General features: G+C 38.7%; 22 protein-coding genes. 11 read left to right on the forward strand and 11 right to left on the reverse strand.

What is annotated here, in order from left to right:
- Positions 1 to 2 precede the first annotated feature (2 nt).
- Complete coding sequence (locus PSF86_RS16635; RefSeq protein ID WP_277901222.1) at positions 3 to 1,298, reverse strand: NAD(P)/FAD-dependent oxidoreductase; 1,296 nt, start codon at positions 1,296 to 1,298, stop codon at positions 3 to 5.
- Positions 1,299 to 1,420: 122 nt separating this feature from the next.
- Between PSF86_RS16635 and PSF86_RS16640 the strand changes: the two genes are divergently transcribed.
- Positions 1,421 to 2,437: a glycoside hydrolase family 113 gene (locus PSF86_RS16640; RefSeq protein WP_277901223.1), complete on the forward strand. Its 1,017-nt coding sequence runs from the start codon at positions 1,421 to 1,423 to the stop codon at positions 2,435 to 2,437.
- Positions 2,438 to 2,441: 4 nt separating this feature from the next.
- Here the strand turns inward: PSF86_RS16640 and PSF86_RS16645 are convergent, their stop codons facing one another.
- From PSF86_RS16645 to PSF86_RS16680, 8 genes are all read right to left on the reverse strand, one after another.
- A complete protein-coding gene (locus PSF86_RS16645) occupies positions 2,442 to 4,073 on the reverse strand; it encodes a sulfatase family protein (protein ID WP_407933340.1) in 1,632 nt (543 codons plus the stop codon).
- A 108-nt stretch (positions 4,074 to 4,181) separates the two neighbouring features.
- Positions 4,182 to 4,724 carry a ClpP family protease gene (locus PSF86_RS16650; protein WP_277901224.1) on the reverse strand — a complete coding sequence of 181 codons (543 nt, stop codon included), beginning with the start codon at positions 4,722 to 4,724 and terminating at the stop codon, positions 4,182 to 4,184.
- A gap of 98 nt (positions 4,725 to 4,822) precedes the next feature.
- Positions 4,823 to 5,707: a sterol desaturase family protein gene (locus PSF86_RS16655; protein ID WP_277901225.1), complete on the reverse strand. Its 885-nt coding sequence runs from the start codon at positions 5,705 to 5,707 to the stop codon at positions 4,823 to 4,825.
- 106 nt (positions 5,708 to 5,813) lie between these two features.
- Positions 5,814 to 6,782 carry an arsenosugar biosynthesis arsenite methyltransferase ArsM gene (gene arsM / locus PSF86_RS16660; RefSeq protein WP_277901226.1) on the reverse strand — a complete coding sequence of 323 codons (969 nt, stop codon included), beginning with the start codon at positions 6,780 to 6,782 and terminating at the stop codon, positions 5,814 to 5,816.
- A complete protein-coding gene (locus PSF86_RS16665) occupies positions 6,779 to 7,594 on the reverse strand; it encodes a purine-nucleoside phosphorylase (RefSeq protein ID WP_277901227.1) in 816 nt (271 codons plus the stop codon). Before PSF86_RS16665 ends, arsM begins: the two co-directional genes overlap by 4 nt.
- A 4-nt stretch (positions 7,595 to 7,598) precedes the next feature.
- Positions 7,599 to 8,207 carry a TIGR04282 family arsenosugar biosynthesis glycosyltransferase gene (locus PSF86_RS16670; RefSeq protein WP_277901228.1) on the reverse strand — a complete coding sequence of 203 codons (609 nt, stop codon included), beginning with the start codon at positions 8,205 to 8,207 and terminating at the stop codon, positions 7,599 to 7,601.
- 17 nt (positions 8,208 to 8,224) lie between these two features.
- The gene (gene arsS / locus PSF86_RS16675; RefSeq protein ID WP_277901229.1) at positions 8,225 to 9,280 is read right to left on the reverse strand and encodes an arsenosugar biosynthesis radical SAM (seleno)protein ArsS; all 1,056 of its coding nucleotides are present in this window, start codon (positions 9,278 to 9,280) and stop codon (positions 8,225 to 8,227) included.
- A gap of 34 nt (positions 9,281 to 9,314) precedes the next feature.
- Positions 9,315 to 9,650 (reverse strand): arsenosugar biosynthesis-associated peroxidase-like protein, encoded by a 336-nt coding sequence (locus PSF86_RS16680; protein ID WP_277901230.1) that lies wholly within the window; start codon positions 9,648 to 9,650, stop codon positions 9,315 to 9,317.
- A gap of 178 nt (positions 9,651 to 9,828) precedes the next feature.
- On the opposite strand from PSF86_RS16680, the gene PSF86_RS16685 reads away from it, so the two are divergent.
- The 10 genes from PSF86_RS16685 to PSF86_RS16730 all read left to right on the forward strand — a co-directional run bounded on the left by PSF86_RS16685 (position 9,829) and on the right by PSF86_RS16730 (position 19,435).
- Entirely contained in the window at positions 9,829 to 10,608 is a 780-nt protein-coding gene (locus PSF86_RS16685) for an HAD-IIA family hydrolase (protein WP_277901231.1), read from the forward strand.
- Positions 10,609 to 10,670: 62 nt separating this feature from the next.
- On the forward strand, positions 10,671 to 11,996 hold the full coding sequence (locus tag PSF86_RS16690) for a sugar porter family MFS transporter (protein ID WP_277901232.1): 1,326 nt from the start codon (positions 10,671 to 10,673) through the stop codon (positions 11,994 to 11,996).
- Positions 11,997 to 12,130: 134 nt separating this feature from the next.
- Positions 12,131 to 12,370 (forward strand): MoaD/ThiS family protein, encoded by a 240-nt coding sequence (locus PSF86_RS16695; protein ID WP_277901233.1) that lies wholly within the window; start codon positions 12,131 to 12,133, stop codon positions 12,368 to 12,370.
- A gap of 73 nt (positions 12,371 to 12,443) precedes the next feature.
- On the forward strand, positions 12,444 to 13,427 hold the full coding sequence (gene moaA / locus PSF86_RS16700; protein WP_277901234.1) for a GTP 3',8-cyclase MoaA: 984 nt from the start codon (positions 12,444 to 12,446) through the stop codon (positions 13,425 to 13,427).
- A gap of 97 nt (positions 13,428 to 13,524) precedes the next feature.
- Entirely contained in the window at positions 13,525 to 13,995 is a 471-nt protein-coding gene (gene moaC / locus PSF86_RS16705) for a cyclic pyranopterin monophosphate synthase MoaC (RefSeq protein WP_277901235.1), read from the forward strand.
- Entirely contained in the window at positions 13,928 to 15,643 is a 1,716-nt protein-coding gene (locus tag PSF86_RS16710) for a ThiF family adenylyltransferase (RefSeq protein ID WP_277901236.1), read from the forward strand. The genes moaC and PSF86_RS16710 overlap by 68 nt, the downstream gene beginning before the upstream one ends.
- Entirely contained in the window at positions 15,627 to 16,415 is a 789-nt protein-coding gene (locus PSF86_RS16715; protein ID WP_277901237.1) for a sulfite exporter TauE/SafE family protein, read from the forward strand. Before PSF86_RS16710 ends, PSF86_RS16715 begins: the two co-directional genes overlap by 17 nt.
- Before the next feature lie 85 nt (positions 16,416 to 16,500).
- The gene (locus tag PSF86_RS16720; protein WP_338424039.1) at positions 16,501 to 17,724 is read left to right on the forward strand and encodes a molybdopterin molybdotransferase MoeA; all 1,224 of its coding nucleotides are present in this window, start codon (positions 16,501 to 16,503) and stop codon (positions 17,722 to 17,724) included.
- Positions 17,725 to 17,736: 12 nt separating this feature from the next.
- Positions 17,737 to 18,756 carry an XdhC family protein gene (locus tag PSF86_RS16725; protein ID WP_277901238.1) on the forward strand — a complete coding sequence of 340 codons (1,020 nt, stop codon included), beginning with the start codon at positions 17,737 to 17,739 and terminating at the stop codon, positions 18,754 to 18,756.
- 70 nt (positions 18,757 to 18,826) lie between these two features.
- Complete coding sequence (locus PSF86_RS16730) at positions 18,827 to 19,435, forward strand: nucleotidyltransferase family protein (protein ID WP_277901239.1); 609 nt, start codon at positions 18,827 to 18,829, stop codon at positions 19,433 to 19,435.
- A gap of 112 nt (positions 19,436 to 19,547) precedes the next feature.
- Here the strand turns inward: PSF86_RS16730 and PSF86_RS16735 are convergent, their stop codons facing one another.
- On the reverse strand, positions 19,548 to 19,847 hold the full coding sequence (locus PSF86_RS16735) for a type II toxin-antitoxin system RelE/ParE family toxin (RefSeq protein ID WP_277901240.1): 300 nt from the start codon (positions 19,845 to 19,847) through the stop codon (positions 19,548 to 19,550).
- Positions 19,847 to 20,095 carry a type II toxin-antitoxin system ParD family antitoxin gene (locus PSF86_RS16740; RefSeq protein ID WP_277901241.1) on the reverse strand — a complete coding sequence of 83 codons (249 nt, stop codon included), beginning with the start codon at positions 20,093 to 20,095 and terminating at the stop codon, positions 19,847 to 19,849. Before PSF86_RS16740 ends, PSF86_RS16735 begins: the two co-directional genes overlap by 1 nt.
- Positions 20,096 to 20,214: the final 119 nt, after the last annotated feature.

Below are 20,214 nucleotides of genomic sequence, written 5' to 3' on the forward strand. Positions count from 1 at the left end.
ATTTAGGCAAGTTGTAATTGGTTCTTAAAATGTAATTGAATGTCTGAATAGTATGTATGGTAAAATTCAGGGTCGAAATGCGCCTTTTTTAAATTTTTAACGACAAAATCTATTTCTTTTTCTTGATGAATCCATTTGTTTAAAACTTCATGCCTCATTCTAATGCCAAATGTATTGATTCCAAGAACGGCGCGCGTGTTTTTATGGTAAGCAATATTGATGCATATATTCCCGTTGGGATGTTCCCAATAAAATTGTTTTTCGTATAGTTTTGGTTTTGCCCAGACCCAGCCATAGGTTTGGTATTCAATATCCAAAAATTTGGCAGAATTAAACCAAATGCCTGGCCGGTATGCGATTTTGTTGCCACAAATGGTTTGTGCAACCACTTCGCCCATCATACGCCCGGTGTACCAAACTGCTTCAATGGGTTTGCGCAAACCGGTGGGTTCCATTTGTTCGGCACAATCACCAATGGCATATACGTTTGGGATATTTGTCTCCAGGTATTTGTTTACTTTAACGCCTCTACCTGTTTCAATATCGCTGTTTTTTAAAAAAGCTACCGATGGCGATACACCTGCCGTTAATCCTACAAAATCACAGCTTATTTCTTCTCCTTTTGAGGTGATAATGCTTTTTACACGTCCATTTTCATTTGCTGAAATTTCTTTTAATTCGGTTTCCAGCTGCACATTTATATGATGCTTTCTCATATGGCGTGTAACCAAATCGGCTTCTCCTTTTGGTAGTACGTTTCCCCAAAATGCATGTTCCCTTACTAGAAAAGTTACGGGAATTTTTCTGGTAAGCAGCATTTCGGCAAGCTCAATTCCTATTAATCCGCCGCCAACAATAACAGCATGTTTACATAGTTTATTATTGGGCGCATTTTCTTCCAGAAGCTCCAAGTCCTGTTTAGAATACAATCCCTGAACCCCTTTAAGGTCTTGCCCCGCCCAACCAAATTTGTTGGGTTTGGAACCCGAAGCAATAATTAAATCGTCGTAGTTTAATGATGTTCCGTCTTGAAACAACAATTTTTTTTCTTGAGCAAGTACTTTGGTCACATACCCTTGTTTGAGGGCTATCCGGTTTTTTTCCCAAAACCAATTTTCATAAGGTTGCGTATGCTCAAACTTCATGTGCCCCATGTAAACATACATCAAAGCAGTTCTAGAAAAGAAATATTTAGATTCTGCCGATATAACAGTGATTTTATAATCGCTTAGCTTTCTAATGTGCCGTGCAGCAGTAATTCCGGCAATACCATTTCCAATAATTGCTATGTGTTTCATTCTTGGTTGTATGTAAAATATACGTCGTAATGCAAGATAAGAACTTATGCACGGATTCTAATTTAGAAGCATTTTAAATTGATTTATTCTTAATTTAACGAGATTTATTGTTGAAAATGAATATGATAAAAAGGTTAAAATTCCTCTTGATAAGTGCCGTTTTACTGATTATGGGGTGTAAAACAGATGTGGTTCCTATTGAAAAGAAGATTCATGGTATAAGTTTGGTGGCTTCAAAAGATTCATTATTGCTGCCGGAAGCATTGAAAATAAAAAATATACATGCCAATTATGTGTCGCTAATGCCGTTTGCTTTTTTAAAAAATATAAATCACCCAGAAATAGTATATAACAATGACAAACAATGGTTTGGAGAAACATCGGCAGGAATAAAACAACATAAAGAACTTTTAGATTCCTTGCATATCAAGGTGTTGTTGAAACCACAGCTTTGGGTGTGGAAAGGACAGTTTACCGGCCATATAAAAATGGATGGTGAAGCACAATGGATAGCACTGGAAGAACAATACCGAAATTATATTTTACACTTTGCCAAACTTGCCGAGCTGCTTCATATAGATGTTTTTTGTATAGGTACCGAGCTGCATGAGTTTGTGATAAACCGGCCTGAATTTTTTAAAAAACTGATACAGCAGATAAGAAACCTATATCATGGCAAGCTAACCTATGCCGAAAATTGGGATGTATACCAAGAAGTACCTTTTTGGGGAGAACTCGATTATATTGGTATTGATGCTTACTTTCCCGTATCCAATAAAAAAACACCTTCGTTGAAAACTTTAAAAGAAGGATGGAAGCCTTATAAACAAGCAATGGAAGAGTTTGCTGCCGATATCCAAAAACCAATCATTTTTACAGAATATGGCTATCGAAGCATTGATTTTGCGGGAAAAGAACCTTGGAACCATGAACCGTCTAATTTGCCCGCCAACTACCAAGCACAAAACAACTGCTTGATGGCACTTTATCAAACCATATGGAACGAGCCTTGGTTTGCCGGGGGATTTCTTTGGAAATGGTTTCCCAAAGGGGCAGCACACGTAAGCAATCAAAACCGGTTTACCATACAAAATAAGCCGGCGCAAGAATTGGTGAAAAATAGTATGGTGCCCAAATAACGGATTAAAACTCTTTTCGTCCTTCCAAATACTTTTTAATATATAAAGAATCCAGAGCAGTACTGTCTTTATACTTTCTTCGAAGCACTGTTAGTTTTTCTTTTAGTTCTTTAACAATATCTTGATAATCGGGGCTGTTGTATACATTGTTCAATTCATGCGGGTCGTTCAACCGGTCGTACAATTCCCATTCATCTACATCGTAATAAAAATGAATAAGTTTATATTTCTTGGTTACAATTCCGTAATGGCGTTTTACCATGTGCACCGCCGGGTATTCGTAATAATGATAATAAGCAGCATCACGGGACCAACCGGAACCATTGCCGTTTAAAATTGGCAGCATGCTTTCGCCCTGCATATCATTGGGTATTTGTATGCCGGCAATATCAAGGAAAGTAGGGGCAAAGTCTAAATTTTGCACCATATCATCATTTTGGCTTCCTGGTTTTACAACGTCCGGCCAGCGTACCATTAATGGGGTTTTAAAAGATTCTTCGTAAATAAAACGCTTGTCGAACCAACCATGTTCACCCAAGTAAAAACCTTGGTCGGAGGTATACACCACAATGGTATTTTCTGCCAGTCCTGTTTCATCTAAATAATCGAGTACCCTGCCCACATTGTCATCAACCGAAGCAATGGTGCCCAGATAATCCTGCATATATCGCTGATATTTCCACTTCATTTTTTCTTCGGCGGTCATTTTTGGCCAATGTTCTTCAAAATCTTTGTTGATGCTGTCTATTATGGGGTCGTATAAAGCTTTTTGTTCGGCGTTCATACGGTTGTAAGGATAGGTAAACCCTCCGGGAATAGGTTCCATTTCAGGCGTAACTTTTCCCATTCTTTCCAAGGTTTCCGGTCTTATTTTGCTGTCGTGCCCATAGCGCATGTGGTAAAGAATGTTCATCTCTGCGGTCTTGGCTGCCGTTCCTCTGTTTTTGTAATCGTCGAACAAAGTTTCGGGTTCGGTGAAGGTTTTTTTGGTGTATTCTTTAAATTTCTCTGGGCTGGGCCACCAAGGGCGGTGTGGCGCCTTATGGAGGTACATCAACATAAAAGGTTTGTTTTTGTCGCGTTCTTTGTCCAACCAGCTCAGCGTAAAATCGGTAATAATATCGGTAACATAACCAGTGACGGTGGTGTCTCCTTCTTTTGTTATAAATTTTGGGTTAATGTAGTTTCCCTGCCCGGGAAGTATTTTAAATTCGTCTATCCCCTTTGGGTTGTTTCCAAAATGTAGTTTCCCAAACATGGCAGTTTGATAACCTGTTTTTTGGAACAACTGTGGAAAAGTAACGTTGGTAGTATCAAACGGGAAGTAATTATCTACTTTTCCATTGATGTGGCTATGCTTTCCAGTAAGAATAACGGCTCTGGAAGGAGCGCAAATAGAATTGGTAACCGATGCATTGGTAAACAAGATCCCTTCTTTAGCTATGCGGTCTATATTGGGCGTCTCTATCAGCTTGTTGGAATAAGCGCTAATGGCTTGATACGCATGGTCATCGGCCATAATAAAAATAATGTTGGGGCGTTGACTGTCCTGTGCGGTATCTTGTTTGGTGGCTTCATCCTTACAGGCAATTACTGTCAATAAGGAAAGCAAAGGAAGGATGTTTTTTAAACGCATGATATGGTTTTGGTGTTTTTGGCAGTGGAAGATAGTTAAAAAGCTACTTGAAACAAAAAATGCCAACATCTAGTTGGCATTTTAATATATTAAATAAGGTCTAGCAAACTATTTTACAATTCCGTCTACAATTCCGTATTCAACCGATTCGCCGGCATCCATCCAGTAATCACGGTTAAAATCTTTCATTATTTTATCAAAAGGTTGCCCGCAATTGTCGGCAAGAATCTGTGCGCCGATCTCTTTGGTTTTAATAATCTCCTTTGCTTGTATTTCAATGTTAGATGCTTGCCCTTGCGCCCCTCCGCTTGGTTGATGGATCATTACACGGGCATACGGATATACAAACCGCTTTCCTTTCTCTCCGGCAGATAGCAGAATAGAGCCCATTGAAGCTGCTAAGCCTGTGCAAATGGTAGAAACCGGACTCTTAATCGACTTCATGGTGTCGTGAATGGCAAAACCAGAGGTTACATACCCACCCGGACTATTGATAATGAGTTTAATTTCTTTGTCACTCAAAGCATCAAGGTACAGTAGTCTATCGATAACGTGTTTAGCCGATTTATCATCTACTTGTCCCCATAAAAATACTTTACGTTCTTCTAGAAGCGTAGCGTCTATTTTATCCTGAATTTTATTTGTTGCCATGTTTTTCTTTTTTCCTTTTCAAAGGTACTTATATTTTTATATAAAATGAATGCGTTAAAAAGTAAAAGGGTAAAGGTTTATATAATTTTAAAAGAAAATCAACTTTCTTTTTTCTCATTTAATGGATATATTTCCTGTTGAATAAAATTTTTAGGAAAAGTTTCATCTCCATAAAAACCAAGCTCAATATCCCTACCATCAAAAGGAATGTAATTGGTTTTAAAAATATAATCCCAAATGCTGAGCGTAATCCCGAAATTTACCCCATAATTGTTTGGGATTTTTTTACTATGATGCCAGATATGCATTTTTGGATTGTTGAAGATATATTTAAACGGACCATAATCCCAACCGATATTAGCATGGTTTAAATGCCCGATGGTAATATTGAAAAAATGGACAATGGCCACGGCCTCTATATTAAAACCTCCAATAATGGCAATTGGAACGTATAGGATGGATTTGTATACCACGGGTTCCATCCAATGGTAACGGAAGTGCGCGGCAAAGCCCATTTCTTTTACCGAATGATGCGTTTTGTGAAAATTCCACAAAATGGGCACCTGGTGCAAAAGTATATGCGTGCCCCATTGCACAAAATCGGCAACAATAAAGAAGATAAACAAACTCAACCACCAAGGAAGTATGGACATATCTACAAGTTGGAAGCTTTGAACCGATAAGCCTGCCGTGCCCAACAAATCGTTAAAAAACATTTCGGCAGTGTTGGACAGGGCAATAAGCGCAATAAGGTTTAACAAAAAGAAATTAAAGAACAAATAGAAAGTGTCTAGCCAAAAATCTTTTCGAAAAATCTTTTGGTTTTTCCGCCACGGAAATAAAATTTCCAATCCCCATACCGCAAACGAAATTAGTAGAAGGCCGTAAAAGTAATTCTCCCAATGGAAACTGGTGATTTCGGAGACTAGGTAATTAAAGTATCCCGAATAGGAGTTTTTTATGATTTCCAAATATTTGTTCATATGTTACTTGAACAACTTGTTATGTTAAAGTTTCAAATATATACAAATGTCATGCTGGCACATAAGAATGATTATGTTTGAGATATGGTATATACATAATGTTTAATTAACAACATCCGCCGCCATCGTAATGCCATGTAGATGTTGAAATATATATATCATCTCTTCCTAAATTCTTTAAAGCATGGGCTGTTTTGTCGCACACGGCCAATGGCTGATTTTGAAGCAGCACATGTCCTTTTTTATCATCAAAATAATCGTCTTCACCAAAATAAATGGCGCTCTTTCCGGTAAAAATGCAAGGCCCGTCCTTGGGCATGGGGTCTTTAATGGCTGCCACTTCAATCGATTCAATAAAAATCAGTTCTTCTGTATGGTAATGTTTGGGGTCAAGGATCCGGTAAGGTTTTCTCGCACGGATTTCGATGGTTCCAAATCCTGCATCGGTAAGCATTTTTACATAATCGGCAATTGGCAAACTTCCGCTAAGGCATAAAGCACGTAACTTTTCGTCATTTCTCAATGTATCGTTCATGGGTTGCTCGCAAATGGGATCGCTCATAACCAAACGCCCGTGTGGCTTTAAAACACGATACATTTCTGCAATGGCTTTCTTTAGCTCGGTTTCCTTAAAAATATTGAACAGGCAATTTTGAGCAGCTACATCAATGCTGTTGTCTTCAACCGGAAGGTGGAGCGCATCTCCTTTTTTAAGGGCTACAAAATTACTTTTAAACCAATTGTTTTGAGCTTCGGCTTCTTTAAAATTTTTACGTGAAGCTTCCAGCATTTCATCAACCACATCAATACCAATAACGCCACTTTCCTGACGCGAGAAATAGGCAAACTGCAAGAGTTCCATGCCGCCGCCAACACCCACATAAAGAATTTTAGGATTGTTGACCAGGTCTTTGGAATGTACCGTGCTGCCGCAGCCATAATTCATTTCTTGCATGATTTTCGGGATTTTTAGCCCCGGGAGCTCCCAAACGGGGTTGGTGGTACAGCACAGACCTATATCTGAGGTAAGTGCGGCATCTCTGTATACATTTTTTGTGGTTTCTAAATAACTCATAACGATTTGATCAATTCTCTAAAAAGCGTAATCATTTTTGGTTCTGCTTCGCCTGCAATCCTAATAATTTCTTCAATATTTACAGGTTCAAGGTTATCGGGATCGCCTTCATCGGTAATTACGGAAATTGCAGCAATGGGAAGGCGTAAATGGTTGGCAACAATCACTTCGGGAACGGTGCTCATCCCAACGGCATCGGCACCGATAATTTTTAAATAACGGTATTCTGCCTTGGTTTCCAGTTGCGGTCCCACAACCGATGCATACACTCCTTTTTTAAGTGAAATGTTTTCTTTTTTGGCGGTTTCAATTAGCGTATTGCACATTTCAAGATCGTAAGGCTGGCTCATATCCACAAAGCGGTCGCCAAACCGTGCTACGTCTTTAAAGGTCAATGGAGAACCCCCTTGTAAATTAATATGATCTTCAATAAGCATCAAGTCGCCTTTTTTAAAATCTAAATTAATAGACCCGGCTGCATTTGATATTAAAAGCTTTTTAACTCCCAGAGCGTGCATGGCACGAATAGGATAGGTAATATCTATAAAATCGTAGCCTTCGTACAAATGAAAACGCCCCTGCATAACCACTACTTTTTTGCCTTCTAGTTCTCCATAAATAAGTTTGCCGCTATGAAACTCTACTGTAGCTAATGGAAAAAAAGGAATATGGTTGTAGTGCGCCGTTATTGGGTTTTTTATTTCATCCACCAGTTTCCCGAGCCCCGTGCCAAGTACAATACCTATTTCCGGATTATCGAAGCCTTTTGAAATTAAATATTCGGTGGTTTCCTGTAATTGCTTTTGCGTCATAATCTTAATTGTTTATAAATTCTTGGAATGCGGGATGTTCCTTGATATCGTTGTATTCATCGATATCGTTGAGTTCTTCCAGCAAAGCTACGTCAACTGTTTTTAAATCTTCTAAAGTATCTCTTAAAACCGAATTTGTTCCCCATTTTTTATGCTGAAACAGCTCGGCATGCATTTTTTTTAATCCCAAAAGGTAATAGCCGCCGTCTTGAGCCGGGCCAATAACTGCGTTGTGTGTGTTTAGCTTTTGAAAAGCTTCTTCAATGTGGTTTGGGGTAATGTCGAACATATCGCTGCCAATAATGACTGCATTTTTGTATCCCTTGCTAAAATTTTCTTTAAAGGCCTGCATCATCCGTTCGCCCAGGTCATTTCCTTTTTGAATTTTTTTACTGAAATATGCCGGGCTCCAAACAGCATCTTCAACAATATCCTCAGAATAATAAACTACTCTGTCGGCTTTGACCTTGGCAGTAACTTCTGCTGTTTTTTTTAGTAACAAAGTATAAATTTCCAAAGCTTTTTTGTTGCCTATTGTTTTGGCCAATCGCGTTTTTACTTTTCCCAGTCGTGGGTTTCGGGTAAAAATAATGAGAATGTTTTTCTCTTTCATTATAAATGTACTTGGTTTTAGGCAACTGTTCCCTGGCAACTACTTCCGGCTCCGGCGGTACAGCCATAACAATGTTGAGAAATAACGATGTCGCGGTTGTTCAGTAACGCTTCGTTGTATTTGCTAATATGCTGCACTTTGCTGTTTACTTTAAGGTCGAGCATTTGGTTAAAATCGCAATCGTACAGCCATCCGTCCCAACTTACAGAAATGGTATTGGTACACATTACATTGGCAACTGCCGAAGGATTGAAAGCTTCAACTAAAGAATACATGTAATCTTCATAATTATCAGAAGCGATTAAATATTCCAAAAACCTCGAAATGGGCAAATTGGTAATGGCGAATAAGTTGTGAAAATGTATACCGAACTCATCTACCAAAGCTTTTTTAAAGTCTTTTTCCATAGATGCTTGATCGGTGGGCAAAAAAGCACCCGCTGGGTTGTAAACCAAATCCAGCTTTAAATCGCTGTCGGGCATGCCATAACCAACGGAATTTAACCTTTTTAAAGCCTCAATGGATTTGTTAAAAACGCCTTCGCCACGTTGTTTATCGGTTTTTCCTTTGGTCCAATGCGGCATGGACGAAACTACATGAACATTATGTTTTTTAAAGAATTCCGGTAAATCATGGTATTTTTTATTGGCCTCGATAATGGTAAGGTTGCTACGCACAATAAAGTCTTTTATACCAACTTTGGAAGCTTCCTCGACAAACCAACGGAAATTGGGGTTCATTTCGGGAGCACCGCCGGTAAGATCGAGCGTGTGCGCTTTGGTGGTTTTTATAACATCCAGGCATTGCTGCATGGTTTCTTTGGTCATGATTTCCTTACGGTCCGGGCCTGCATCTACATGGCAATGCGAACATACCTGATTGCACATGTAACCCACGTTAATTTGAAGGACTTCCAATTGCTTTGGCCGTAATGCGGGCAACCCTGTCTTTTTAACCTTTTGCTTAAATGTGGGCAATTCTCCATTGGCAAAAATACCATTGGATAATATTTCGAGTTGTTTTTCGGTTTTTGCGAGTTCGTTTGCTCGTTTATGTAGCGACTGTGTCGACATGTTTTAACTTTTTAAAATAGGAAGCCGGTATTTTTTACATTGATAATTTTTCGTATTTGTTCATCATTTGTACGCCATGTACCAACGTAGCCCCACTTTCTATGGCGGCCCCGGCATGCACGGCCTCCATCATTTCTTCTTTGGTAATACCGCGTTGCAGGCCATCTTTGGTATATGCATCAATGCAATAGGGGCATTTTACCACATGTGCCACTGCCAAAGCAATTAACGATTTTTCCCTGGCAGTCAAGGCACCTTCTTCAAAAACTTTTCCGTAGTAATCAAAAAACTTATTTCCAAGTTCTTCGCTCCATTCGGTAATCTTTGTAAATTTTTTTAAATCGGAAGGATTATAATATGTTTTTTCCATAGTTTGAACGGTGTTAATAGTAATATGATAATTATGTTTTTTTATTGGACGTTTTAATTTGATTTTCTTACACAAGAAAATTATATGTCGTAATTTAGTTCCATAGGTCAACAACTCCGAAACATTTGATGCCGAAGCTTGTTGAGTAAAGGTATAAGAAATAAAAAAGATATAATAGATGAAGAAAGGATTTTTAATCGACATGGATGGCGTAATTTATGGCAACGACACGCTAATTCCCGGAGCAGATACGTTTATTAAAACTTTGCAAAAAGAAAAAATCCCCTTTTTGTTTATGACTAATAACAGTCAGCGTACGCCCTTGGATGCAGTCAATAAAGTTGCCCGCATGGGAATTAAAATTAAAGAGGAAAATGTGTATACCAGTGCTATGGCCACGGCATATTTCCTGTCGTTTATGAATCCTAACGGAACGGCATACGTGTTGGGCGAAGGTGGCTTGATTACCAGTTTGCACCAGCACGGCTATACCATGGTAAACCAAAATCCCGATTTTGTAGTGGTAGGCGAAGGGCGCAATTTTACATTGGAAATGGTAAACAATGCAGTAGATATGATCTTGTCTGGAGCTAAATTTATTGCAACCAACCTGGATCCGTCCCCAATGAAAAAAGGATGGGTGAACTTGGGGATTAAAGCCATTGTAACCATGATTGAAGAAGCAACAGGAAAAAAAGCCTTTTCGGTAGGAAAGCCAAGTCCGGTAATGATGCGCTCTGCACGAAAATATTTAGGCTTGGAAGCCCGGGAAACCATTATTATTGGAGATACCATGGATACCGATATTCTTGGCGGCGTGCAATTGGGGTATACCACCATTTTAACCCTTTCGGGGGTTTCTAAAAAAGAAGATCTAAACAATTATGCGTTCAAGCCGGATATGATTATCAATTCGGTTGCCGATCTCGATCTTGAAAAAGCCTTGCAGCTACAATAAAATTTCTATCTTTAGCGCTAATCAACCAAAAATGGAACATTCCGTTTAAATTAGAAGCACCTATGAACAAAGTTTTACAATGGGCCATCATCATTTCGCTTGGTGGCTTTTTGTTTGGATTCGATACCGCAGTAATCTCAGGAGCCGAACAAGCCATACAACAGGTATGGGAATTAAACGATTTAAAGCATGGGTTTGCCATTGCGGTAGCCTTGTATGGAACCCTGGTGGGGGCAATATTCGGGGGGATCCCTTCAGATAAAATAGGAAGGAGGAATACATTGCTTTGGATTGCGGTTTTGTTTTTAATATCGGCAATTGGGTCGGCTTTGGCACCCGAAGTATATTCGTTTATCGTTTTTAGGTTTTTAGGCGGTATTGCCGTTGGCGCATCTTCGGTAACAGCGCCCATTTATATTTCAGAAATTTCGCAGGCCAAGAACCGTGGTAAATTGGTAGCTTCGTTTCAGCTTAATTTAGTATTGGGTATTTTAATGGCCTATGTTTCAAATTACATCATTAGTTTGCTTAATTTGGAAAGCTCATGGCGTTGGATGCTCGGTGTCGAGGCTATTCCGGCATTGGTATTTGCCATTTTAATAAAAAAATTGCCACGCAGCCCGCGTTGGGTATTGGCAAAACACGGTGCCGAGGAAGAAGCTTTTAATACGTTGCAGACAATTAATGCCGAAAATTGCCATGAAGAATTATCAGCAATTAAAAAATCATTAAAAGACGATACAGAAACTGCTTCTGCCAAAAGTTTCTTCTCTAAAAAATATAGTTTTGTGATGTTGCTGGCATTCCTATTTGCCTTTTTCAATCAATTATCCGGAATCAATTCGGTTATTTATTATGCACCGCGAATTTTCAAGGATGCAGGACTGGGAGCCGAATCGTCTTTATTTTCAACGGTTGGTGTTGGAATTGTAAATTTGATTTTTACGTTGGTTGGAATGTACTTAATTGATAGGAGCGGGCGCAAAAAACTTATGTACATAGGCTCGGTAGGTTATATAGTTTCCCTGTTTTTTATTGGAAGGGCATTCGATTTGGAAAATACCGAAGGAGCTATCGTTCCCATGCTTACTTTTCTTTTTATCGCTTCGCATGCCATTGGGCAAGGTGCCGTTATTTGGGTGTTTATTTCAGAGATTTTCCCCAATAAGGTCCGCGCCTACGGAATGTCGCTAGGAAGTTCAACGCACTGGGTTTTTGCCGCTTTAATTACTAATTTCTTCCCTTACTTTACAGAAAGGGTGGGGCCGGCGGTTATATTTTACTTTTTTGCCGGGATGATGGTGCTGCAATTGCTTTTTGTTATCTTTTTAATGCTAGAAACCAAAGGGAAATCGTTGGAGGAATTATCAGATAATTTATTGAAGTAAAAATGTAAACTTCATAAAAAATAAAACAACATTTTAAAATAATACAATAGGAATGTTAAATAAGGTTTAATAGATTTTTAATTCCTTCGTTTTTAATTAACTTATGCTGATAAAACAAGAAAGCAGAAAGAAACATGCAAGTATTATTGTTTGGTATAACGAAAGAAATTATTGGTGAGGAGGTATTAAAAATTCCTTCGGATGCCGTAATTGGTAACGTAAGCGAGTTAAAATCGTTTTTAATGAAGAAGTATCCAGCGCTTGCTAATTTATCTTCCTTGGCCATTGCGGTAAACAGTCATTATGCCGAAGACGGAGCCTTGGTTACCATAGACGATGAGGTTGCCTTAATCCCGCCCGTAAGCGGAGGATAAAACAACGTTTGAAAATGGAAAGCTTTTAAAAATTGAATTTGTAGAATAGAAAACCAAAACCAGAAACAAACAAATGCTTATAGACAACCATAACAGGGTAATAAATTATCTGCGATTGGCAATTACCGATCGTTGTAACCTGCGTTGTAACTATTGCATGCCGGCAGAGGGGATCGATTTTGCCAAGCGGGACAATATATTTACCATGGACGAACTGTGCCGGTTAAGCAGTATTATGGTTTCACAAGGCATTACCAAAATCCGGTTAACTGGTGGGGAACCTTTTGTTCGCAAGGACATTATGGTGCTTTTTCGGCATTTGGCAAACTTGGAAGGTTTGGAAGAAATTTCGGTCACCACCAATGCCACATTGATTGGCCCGTACATAAAAGAGTTAAAATCTTTGGGAATTAAAGACATCAATGTGAGTTTGGATGCCATCCGAAAGGAAACTTTTGAACGGATTACCCGACGGAAACAATATGATGTTGTTTATGAAAACCTGATAAAATTAATTGAAGAAGATTTTAATGTCCGCATTAATTGCATTGTTTTGGAAGGGCAAAACGAAGAAGAAATCCTTCCGCTTATTGCATTGACCAAATATTACAATGTATCGGTTCGGTTTTTGGAGGAAATGCCGTTCAATGGGGGCTCAAAGCAATTTAGTTCCATTCAATGGGATTATAAAACGATTTACCGCTACATTGAACAACATTTTGATGAAATTAAAAAATTGGAATCGCCATCAACATCGACTTCCATGAATTATAAAATAGAAGATTACAAAGGTACATTTGGGTTAATCCCTTCATTTTCTCGTACTTTTTGCGGTAGTTGCAACCGCTTGCGTATTTCGGCCATTGGCGATGTTATTACCTGTTTGTACGGAAAGCCCAGAATGAACATCCGCGATATTTTACGTGGGGAAAATTCTGAAAAAAAAATAAAGGAACATATCTTGGCAGCCATAGGAAGCAGATCTAAAACCGGATTTGAAGAACAACAAAAATACAATGGGGTATTTAACAATTCCATGACTTCCATTGGAGGATAATAGATGTTGAAAGTTGTAAGGTTATAAAGTTAAAAGTTTGAAGGTTTTCAACCTTGCAGGAAACCAAAAACCAACGAACAACAACCAACGAATAGCAATGAACAAACTATCACATATAAACAAACACGGCGAAGCCACAATGGTAGACGTTTCTGGGAAAGATAAAACCGAGCGTATTGCAACGGCTTCGGGTCTGGTTGTTTTTCCTCAGGATGTTTTTAATCAACTGGAAGAGGCTCAATTTTCAAACAAAAAAGGAAGCATCATGCAAACTGCGGTTATCGCGGGAATTCAAGCGGTAAAAAAAACAGCAGACCTTATTCCGCTTTGTCATCAATTATCATTATCCAAAATTAATATTGACATTCAGCCTATAGAAAACACTTTGAGAATAATATGCACGGTAAAATGCAATGAGCGTACCGGAGTGGAAATGGAAGCATTAACGGGAGTTTCGGTCAGCACTTTGACCATTTACGATATGTGCAAAGCATTGTCGCATGACATCAAAATTACCAATATTCAATTGGAAAAAAAGTCTGGTGGAAAAAGTGACTTCAACCGGTAAGTTATACGGATTGGTCCTTGCCGGCGGAAAAAGCACCCGAATGGGAAAAGACAAAGGATTGCTCAATTATCACGGAAAACCACAAAGGGAATATCTTTATAATTTATTAAAAGTGTGCTGCAACAAGGTTTTCATGAGCGTAAGAAAGGAGCAGGCACAGGAATTTAGCCATGAAATAAACCTCATTGTGGATAAAAACCTATATCCGGGGCCTTTTAACGGTTTATTGAGCGCTCACCATTTGGACAAAAATGCTGCTTGGCTGGTTTTGGCATGCGATCTTCCTTTAATTGATGAAAAAGCAATAAAACAGCTTGTTTTATCACGAAATGCTACTAAATATGCAACCGCTTTTAAGTCTTCTAAACAATCATTTCCCGAACCTCTATGCGCTATTTGGGAGGCCGATGGATTAAAAAGAGCTGAAAACTATTTAGAAGAAGGAAAATTGGCTTCTCCAGTAAATTTCTTGCTGAATAATGATGTGGAAATTGTGAAACCAGTGCAAGAAGATGTACTTTTAAATGCAAATTCAGAAGAAGATTATCTGGAAATCATCAATAAACTGAAAAAATTGAAGGAAAATAGATACATACGGCAAACCATCTTAAAAAGTTTTGGAGAAGAAGCGCAAGAAAAGCTGAAACAATCTGCAGTTTTGGTTGTGGGTGCCGGCGGTCTCGGAATTCCGGTTTTGCAGTATCTCAATGCCATGGGCGTAGGTACTTTGGGAATTGTGGAAAACGATATTGTCGATCTTTCCAATCTTCAACGGCAAGTACTTTATGCTGAAGCCGATGTGGGCTTGCCTAAACTAGAGGTTGCCACAAAAAAACTGAAAGCCCAAAATATAGAAACCCAAATAAAAGGATACCCCACATACCTAAGCAACAAAAATGCATTGGAAATTATAAAGGATTATGACGTTGTGGTAGATGCAACCGATAATTTCCCTACGCGCTATTTAATTAACGATGTTTGTGTAATGCTAGAAAAACCCTTTGTTTATGGAGCATTGCACGAATTTGAAGGACAAGTGAGCGTTTTTAATTACCGGGGTGGCCCTACATACCGCTGTTTGTTCCCTACCATGCCCGGAAGGGGAGAAATGCCCGATTGTAACGAAAATGGGGTTTTGGGCATAATTCCCGGAATTATAGGAAACCTTCAGGCATTGGAAACCGTAAAAATTATAACGGGTATTGGAAGACCGCTTTCAGGAAAATTATTGATTTTTAACGGTCTTCAGCAACAATACCAGCAAATTATGTTCAAGGCGGTAAAAGAAAACCTGCACCGTACCCAATTGGAAACCAATTATGAAGAAGTTTTATGCGAAATGGATGATTTAATTTCGGTCATCGAGCTTCAAAATATGTTAAACAGCAATGCGGAGCTTCAAATTATAGATGTTCGTACTTCAGAAGAATTTAAAAACTTCAATATAGATTCTTCCTATAACATTCCGTTGCAGGAATTGAGCAGGCGAAAGCATGAAATAGATACTTCAAAAGAAGTGGTTCTGGTATGCCAATCCGGTATCCGAAGCGCAAAAGCCTGTAAATATTTAAAAGAACAGTTCAATAGAAATTTCCGTGAACTTGAAGGCGGGATTAATAAATATTTAAAAAATGCAATTAACATTTGATTCGTTACTTATTCTTTCGCTCAGTTTTTTTATCATAGCCGTGCTATATTCTTCGGTTGGTTTTGGCGGAGGAAGCAGTTACCTGGCATTACTTACCCTATTTTTCGCAAGCTTTTTTGTTATTCGTTCCATTGCCTTGGTATGTAATTTAATGGTGGTGTCGGGAAGCACGATTTTGTATTATAAAAAGGGGCATTTCGACATAAAAAAGTTTATTCCCTTTGTGGTAGCCAGTATTCCATTGGCTTATTTAGGGGCGTCTTTTAGGTTGAAAGAATATGTTTTTTTCATTATTTTAGGAATAGCATTAATGATTTCGGCCATATTGTTGGCCACACAAAGTTTAAAGGAAAAAAAACGCAAAACACGGCTTACGGCCAAGAAGTATCCCATTTGGGTAACCTATGCTCTAGGGGCCGGAATAGGTTTTTTGTCTGGCTTGGTAGGCATTGGTGGCGGAATTTTCCTAGCACCGATACTTAACCATATGCGATGGGATTTTTCAATTAAAATTGCAGCTTTGGCCAGCTTTTTTATTTTGGTGAATTCCATTTCTGGCATTGCAGGGCTCGTAACCAACCAGATGTTTATTTTTCCTTGGAAGGAAGGTTTAATATTGTTGGCGGTCGTATTTATTGGTGGGCAAATAGGAATTAGGATTAGTTTGAACAAATTAAGCGGAAGAGGCATTAAATTGCTGACCGCTGTTTTGGTGTTTATTGTAGGATTGCGCGTAATGTTGAATAACGGATTGGGATTGATAAACATATAAGTGCAGGTACGCGTGGCGGTCCGACCGTTTTTACAAGTAAACCTCTTGCATGGTTTTAAAATCATGTAGGTATAAAATGAAGAGAATGGATAAAAATACAGACAGCATGATTTCTTTTAAAGAGGCTTATAAAAAAGTTTTAGAGCAAAAAGAGTTCTACGGAACCGAAAAAGTGCTGTTTACCAGTAGCTTTGGCCGTGTTTTGGCAGAAGATATCCTGGCCGACAGGGATTTTCCTGCATTTAACAGGGCTACAAAAGACGGAATAGCAATACATTATTCGACAATCGAACAGCAACGCAATGCATTTCCCATTGAAGGAATCGTGGCTGCCGGAACCCAGCAAGCCAAACTGAAAGATGTATCGCATTGCTTGGAGATTATGACGGGCGCCGTTCTTCCCGAAAACACCGATACCGTCGTGATGTATGAAGATATAAATATTGGAAACGGAACGGCAACACTTCAAAAAGAAGTAAAAAAAGGTCAGAACATACATTGGCAAGGCAGCGATACAACCAAAGGAACCGTGGTAATAAAAAAAAATACTCAAATAACGGCAGCCGAAATAGGCATTTTGGCCGCTGTGGGAAAAGTGGAGGTGTTGGTGAAAAAACTTCCAAAAGTTACGTTGATATCAACCGGAAACGAATTGGTTGCGGTTCATGAAACACCGTTGCCGCACCAAATACGGGAATCCAACATGCTTTCGTTGCATGCCCTTTTGGAAGCCAATAAAATTACACCCCAACACTTCCATTTAAAAGATGATAAAGAAGCGGTTACAAATAGCTTGCGGGAATTGCTACATAGCAACGATGTACTTATTTTAAGCGGGGGTGTATCCAAAGGAAAATACGATTATATTCCGGAAGCCTTTGAAGCATTGAAGGTAGAAAAGGTATTTCACCGGGTAAAACAGCGTCCCGGGAAACCCTTTTGGTTTGGAGTGCATCCAAAAACAAAGACCGTTATTTTTTCTTTCCCGGGAAATCCAGTGTCTACCTTTGCCAATTATCATGTGTATTTTAAGGCATGGCTTGCGGCTTGCATGGAATTGTCAAAAAAAGCGATGAAAGTTGTTTTGGGCGAAGCGATTTCCAATGAGGTTCCGTTAACCGTTTTTAAAAATGTAAAGTTGAATGATGAAAATGGGAAAAAAGTAGCTTTTTTAGTCACAACAAATGGTTCTGGGGACTTAATGAGCTTGGCAGAAACCGACGGATTTATTCAGTTGCCACCGCAGGAAACGTTTGAAAAGGGAACGGTTGTTCGGTTTGTACCAACTCGAAATGAGTTCTATAAATAAAATAGCGCAATTATGATGCACGAGCTACAACATATCGTTACGTTTTATAAAAAAGCAAAAACCAAAGGCGAGCGTTGTGTACTGGCTACCGTTGTTGCCTTGGAAGGTTCTTCTTACCGAAAGCCCGGCGTACGTATGCTAATACATGAAAATGGAACCATGATAGGAGCCGTAAGTGGCGGATGCGTAGAAAAGGAAGTGCAAAGACAAAGTTTATCGGTTTTTAACGATGATATTCCAAAATTAATAACATATGATGGGCGTTACCGATTAGGGTGCGAAGGGATTTTGTATATTTTAATTGAACCTTTTGATGTTTCCAATGAATTTTTGAGTGCTTTTGATGAAGCTATAAACAAACGTAAAGCACTGCACTTGCATTCTTTTTTTGAAGCAAAGGACGGAGCGGATGTCCGATACGGTACTTTGGTAACTTTCCCGGGTGATGCCGTTTTTCCCTTTAACCAAAAACTTTCAAGGGTTTCGCCAGCTTCGCTCGATGTTTTTGTGCAAACATTAAAGCCATCGTTAAAATTACTTGTTATCGGAGCCGAGCATGATGCCGTTCAATTATGTGCAATGGCATCGTCATGCGGGTGGGAAATAACCATTGTAGCTCCCGAAACCGACCCGAAAACATTGGAAAACTTCCCCGGGGCCAAAGCTATTGTCAATACAAGGCCCGAAATATTCGATCCTGCCATAATAGATAATCAGACGGCGGTAGTATTAATGACACACAGCTACTCCAAAGATTTACAGTATTTATTAAAATTAACCAATAAAAAGCATAGGTATTTAGGGATTTTAGGTCCGTTAAGAAGAAGGGAAAAGTTGTTTAACGAACTTACCGAACACCAACCGGACATAGATCTCGATTTTTTTGAATCGGTTCACGGACCAGCAGGGGTTAACATAGGCGCAGAAACACCACAGGAAATAGCCGTTTCCATAATTGCCGAGATATTATCGGTTTTTAGGGAACAAAAAGTAATTCCGTTAAAAAACAAAAAAGGACGAATACATACATGATTAACAAACAACGACAAGGAACTAAAGAAACGACGCAAACACTGAGTAAAAAATAACGAACGGACCAAGAATGAAACCAAAAATAGCCATAATAATCCTTGCAGCAGGGGCTTCCAACAGGATGGGGGTTCCAAAACAATTATTGCCATGGAGAGACAGAACGTTGTTGGAGCATAGCATACGTATTGCAACTCCAATTTTTGAAGATGTATTTGTGGTGTTGGGCGCAAATGCCAAATTAATTGAGCAGCAAACAACCTTGAACGTCCCTATTTTAAAGCATGAAAACTGGAAAAATGGTTTGGGAAGTTCCATCGCTTTTGCGGTAAAAGAATTAAAGCATCATCATTTTGACGGGATTTTGTTTGTTTTGGGCGATCAACCTTTCGTTACGGGCAGGTATTTAAAAACACTTCAACATACATTTCAGCAGGAAAGTCAAAGTATTATTGCTTCTCAATTCAGGAAAAAACTTGGGGTGCCGGCAATTTTTCCGCAGAAATATTTTAATTTATTGGAAGAATTAAACGCAGATGAAGGCGCTAAGCAGATTATAAAGGAAAACGAGGACAACGTTATTGCCATTCCCGCGGGAGACTTTGTAATGGATATCGATACAAAACAAGATTACGAGAAGGCACATAAATTGTTTTTCGGGGAGGGAGGCAAAATGACATGAGTTTTGATATAAGTTTAAATTTTAAAGATTAATTTTTTCTTACATCTAACAATTTAACCACAGGTCCCGAAGGGTTTTGCAACGGTTACCATCTTTGTTAGCTACAGCCATTTTATTCATTCAGTCTAGATTCAATATCCATTCTCTGATGCAAAATTCTGATGATTTCAATCTCACTACTCTTTCGATTGATTTTATAAAAAATAAAGTGCGATTTTATTTGGGAATGGAAATATCCTTTTCTTATTTGACCGTAATCTTTTCCTGATTCTGGATTTTCAGCCAAATATTCAATTTCATCCATTATTAAGTTAAAATACCTGTCTGCCTGTTCTAGCGACCAATTTTCATAAGTGTAAAGCCATATATTCTCAATATCTTGATTCGCCTCTTGACTGATGTTATAATTCATTATTCAGCCAAATGTTTTTGATGAAGGCTTTTTAAGCGTTTTTCCCGGTCAAAATTTTCTACAAAACCTGATTTTTCTCCTTTTTTTAGCTCTTTGATAAGCTCAGCTCTTTTGGATTCTTCACGCTCAAACATTCTCAAAGCAGCCCTTACGACTTCACTTGCAGAAGAATATTTTCCTGTTTTTATTTGTCGGCTGATGAAATTGTCAAAATAATCTCCAAGTAAAATAGATGTGTTTTTAGCCATAATTCTAAAATTATTTATTACAAATATACCAACTATTGGTATAAAATCAAAATGATATTTTTTCGGATTTCGTTTGGGTTGGTTGCAGCTAACAGTCCGGGGCTTCTTGTTGTTTCGCC

The organism is Galbibacter pacificus (genome assembly GCF_029603165.1).
Lineage (GTDB): Bacteria > Bacteroidota > Bacteroidia > Flavobacteriales > Flavobacteriaceae > Galbibacter > Galbibacter pacificus.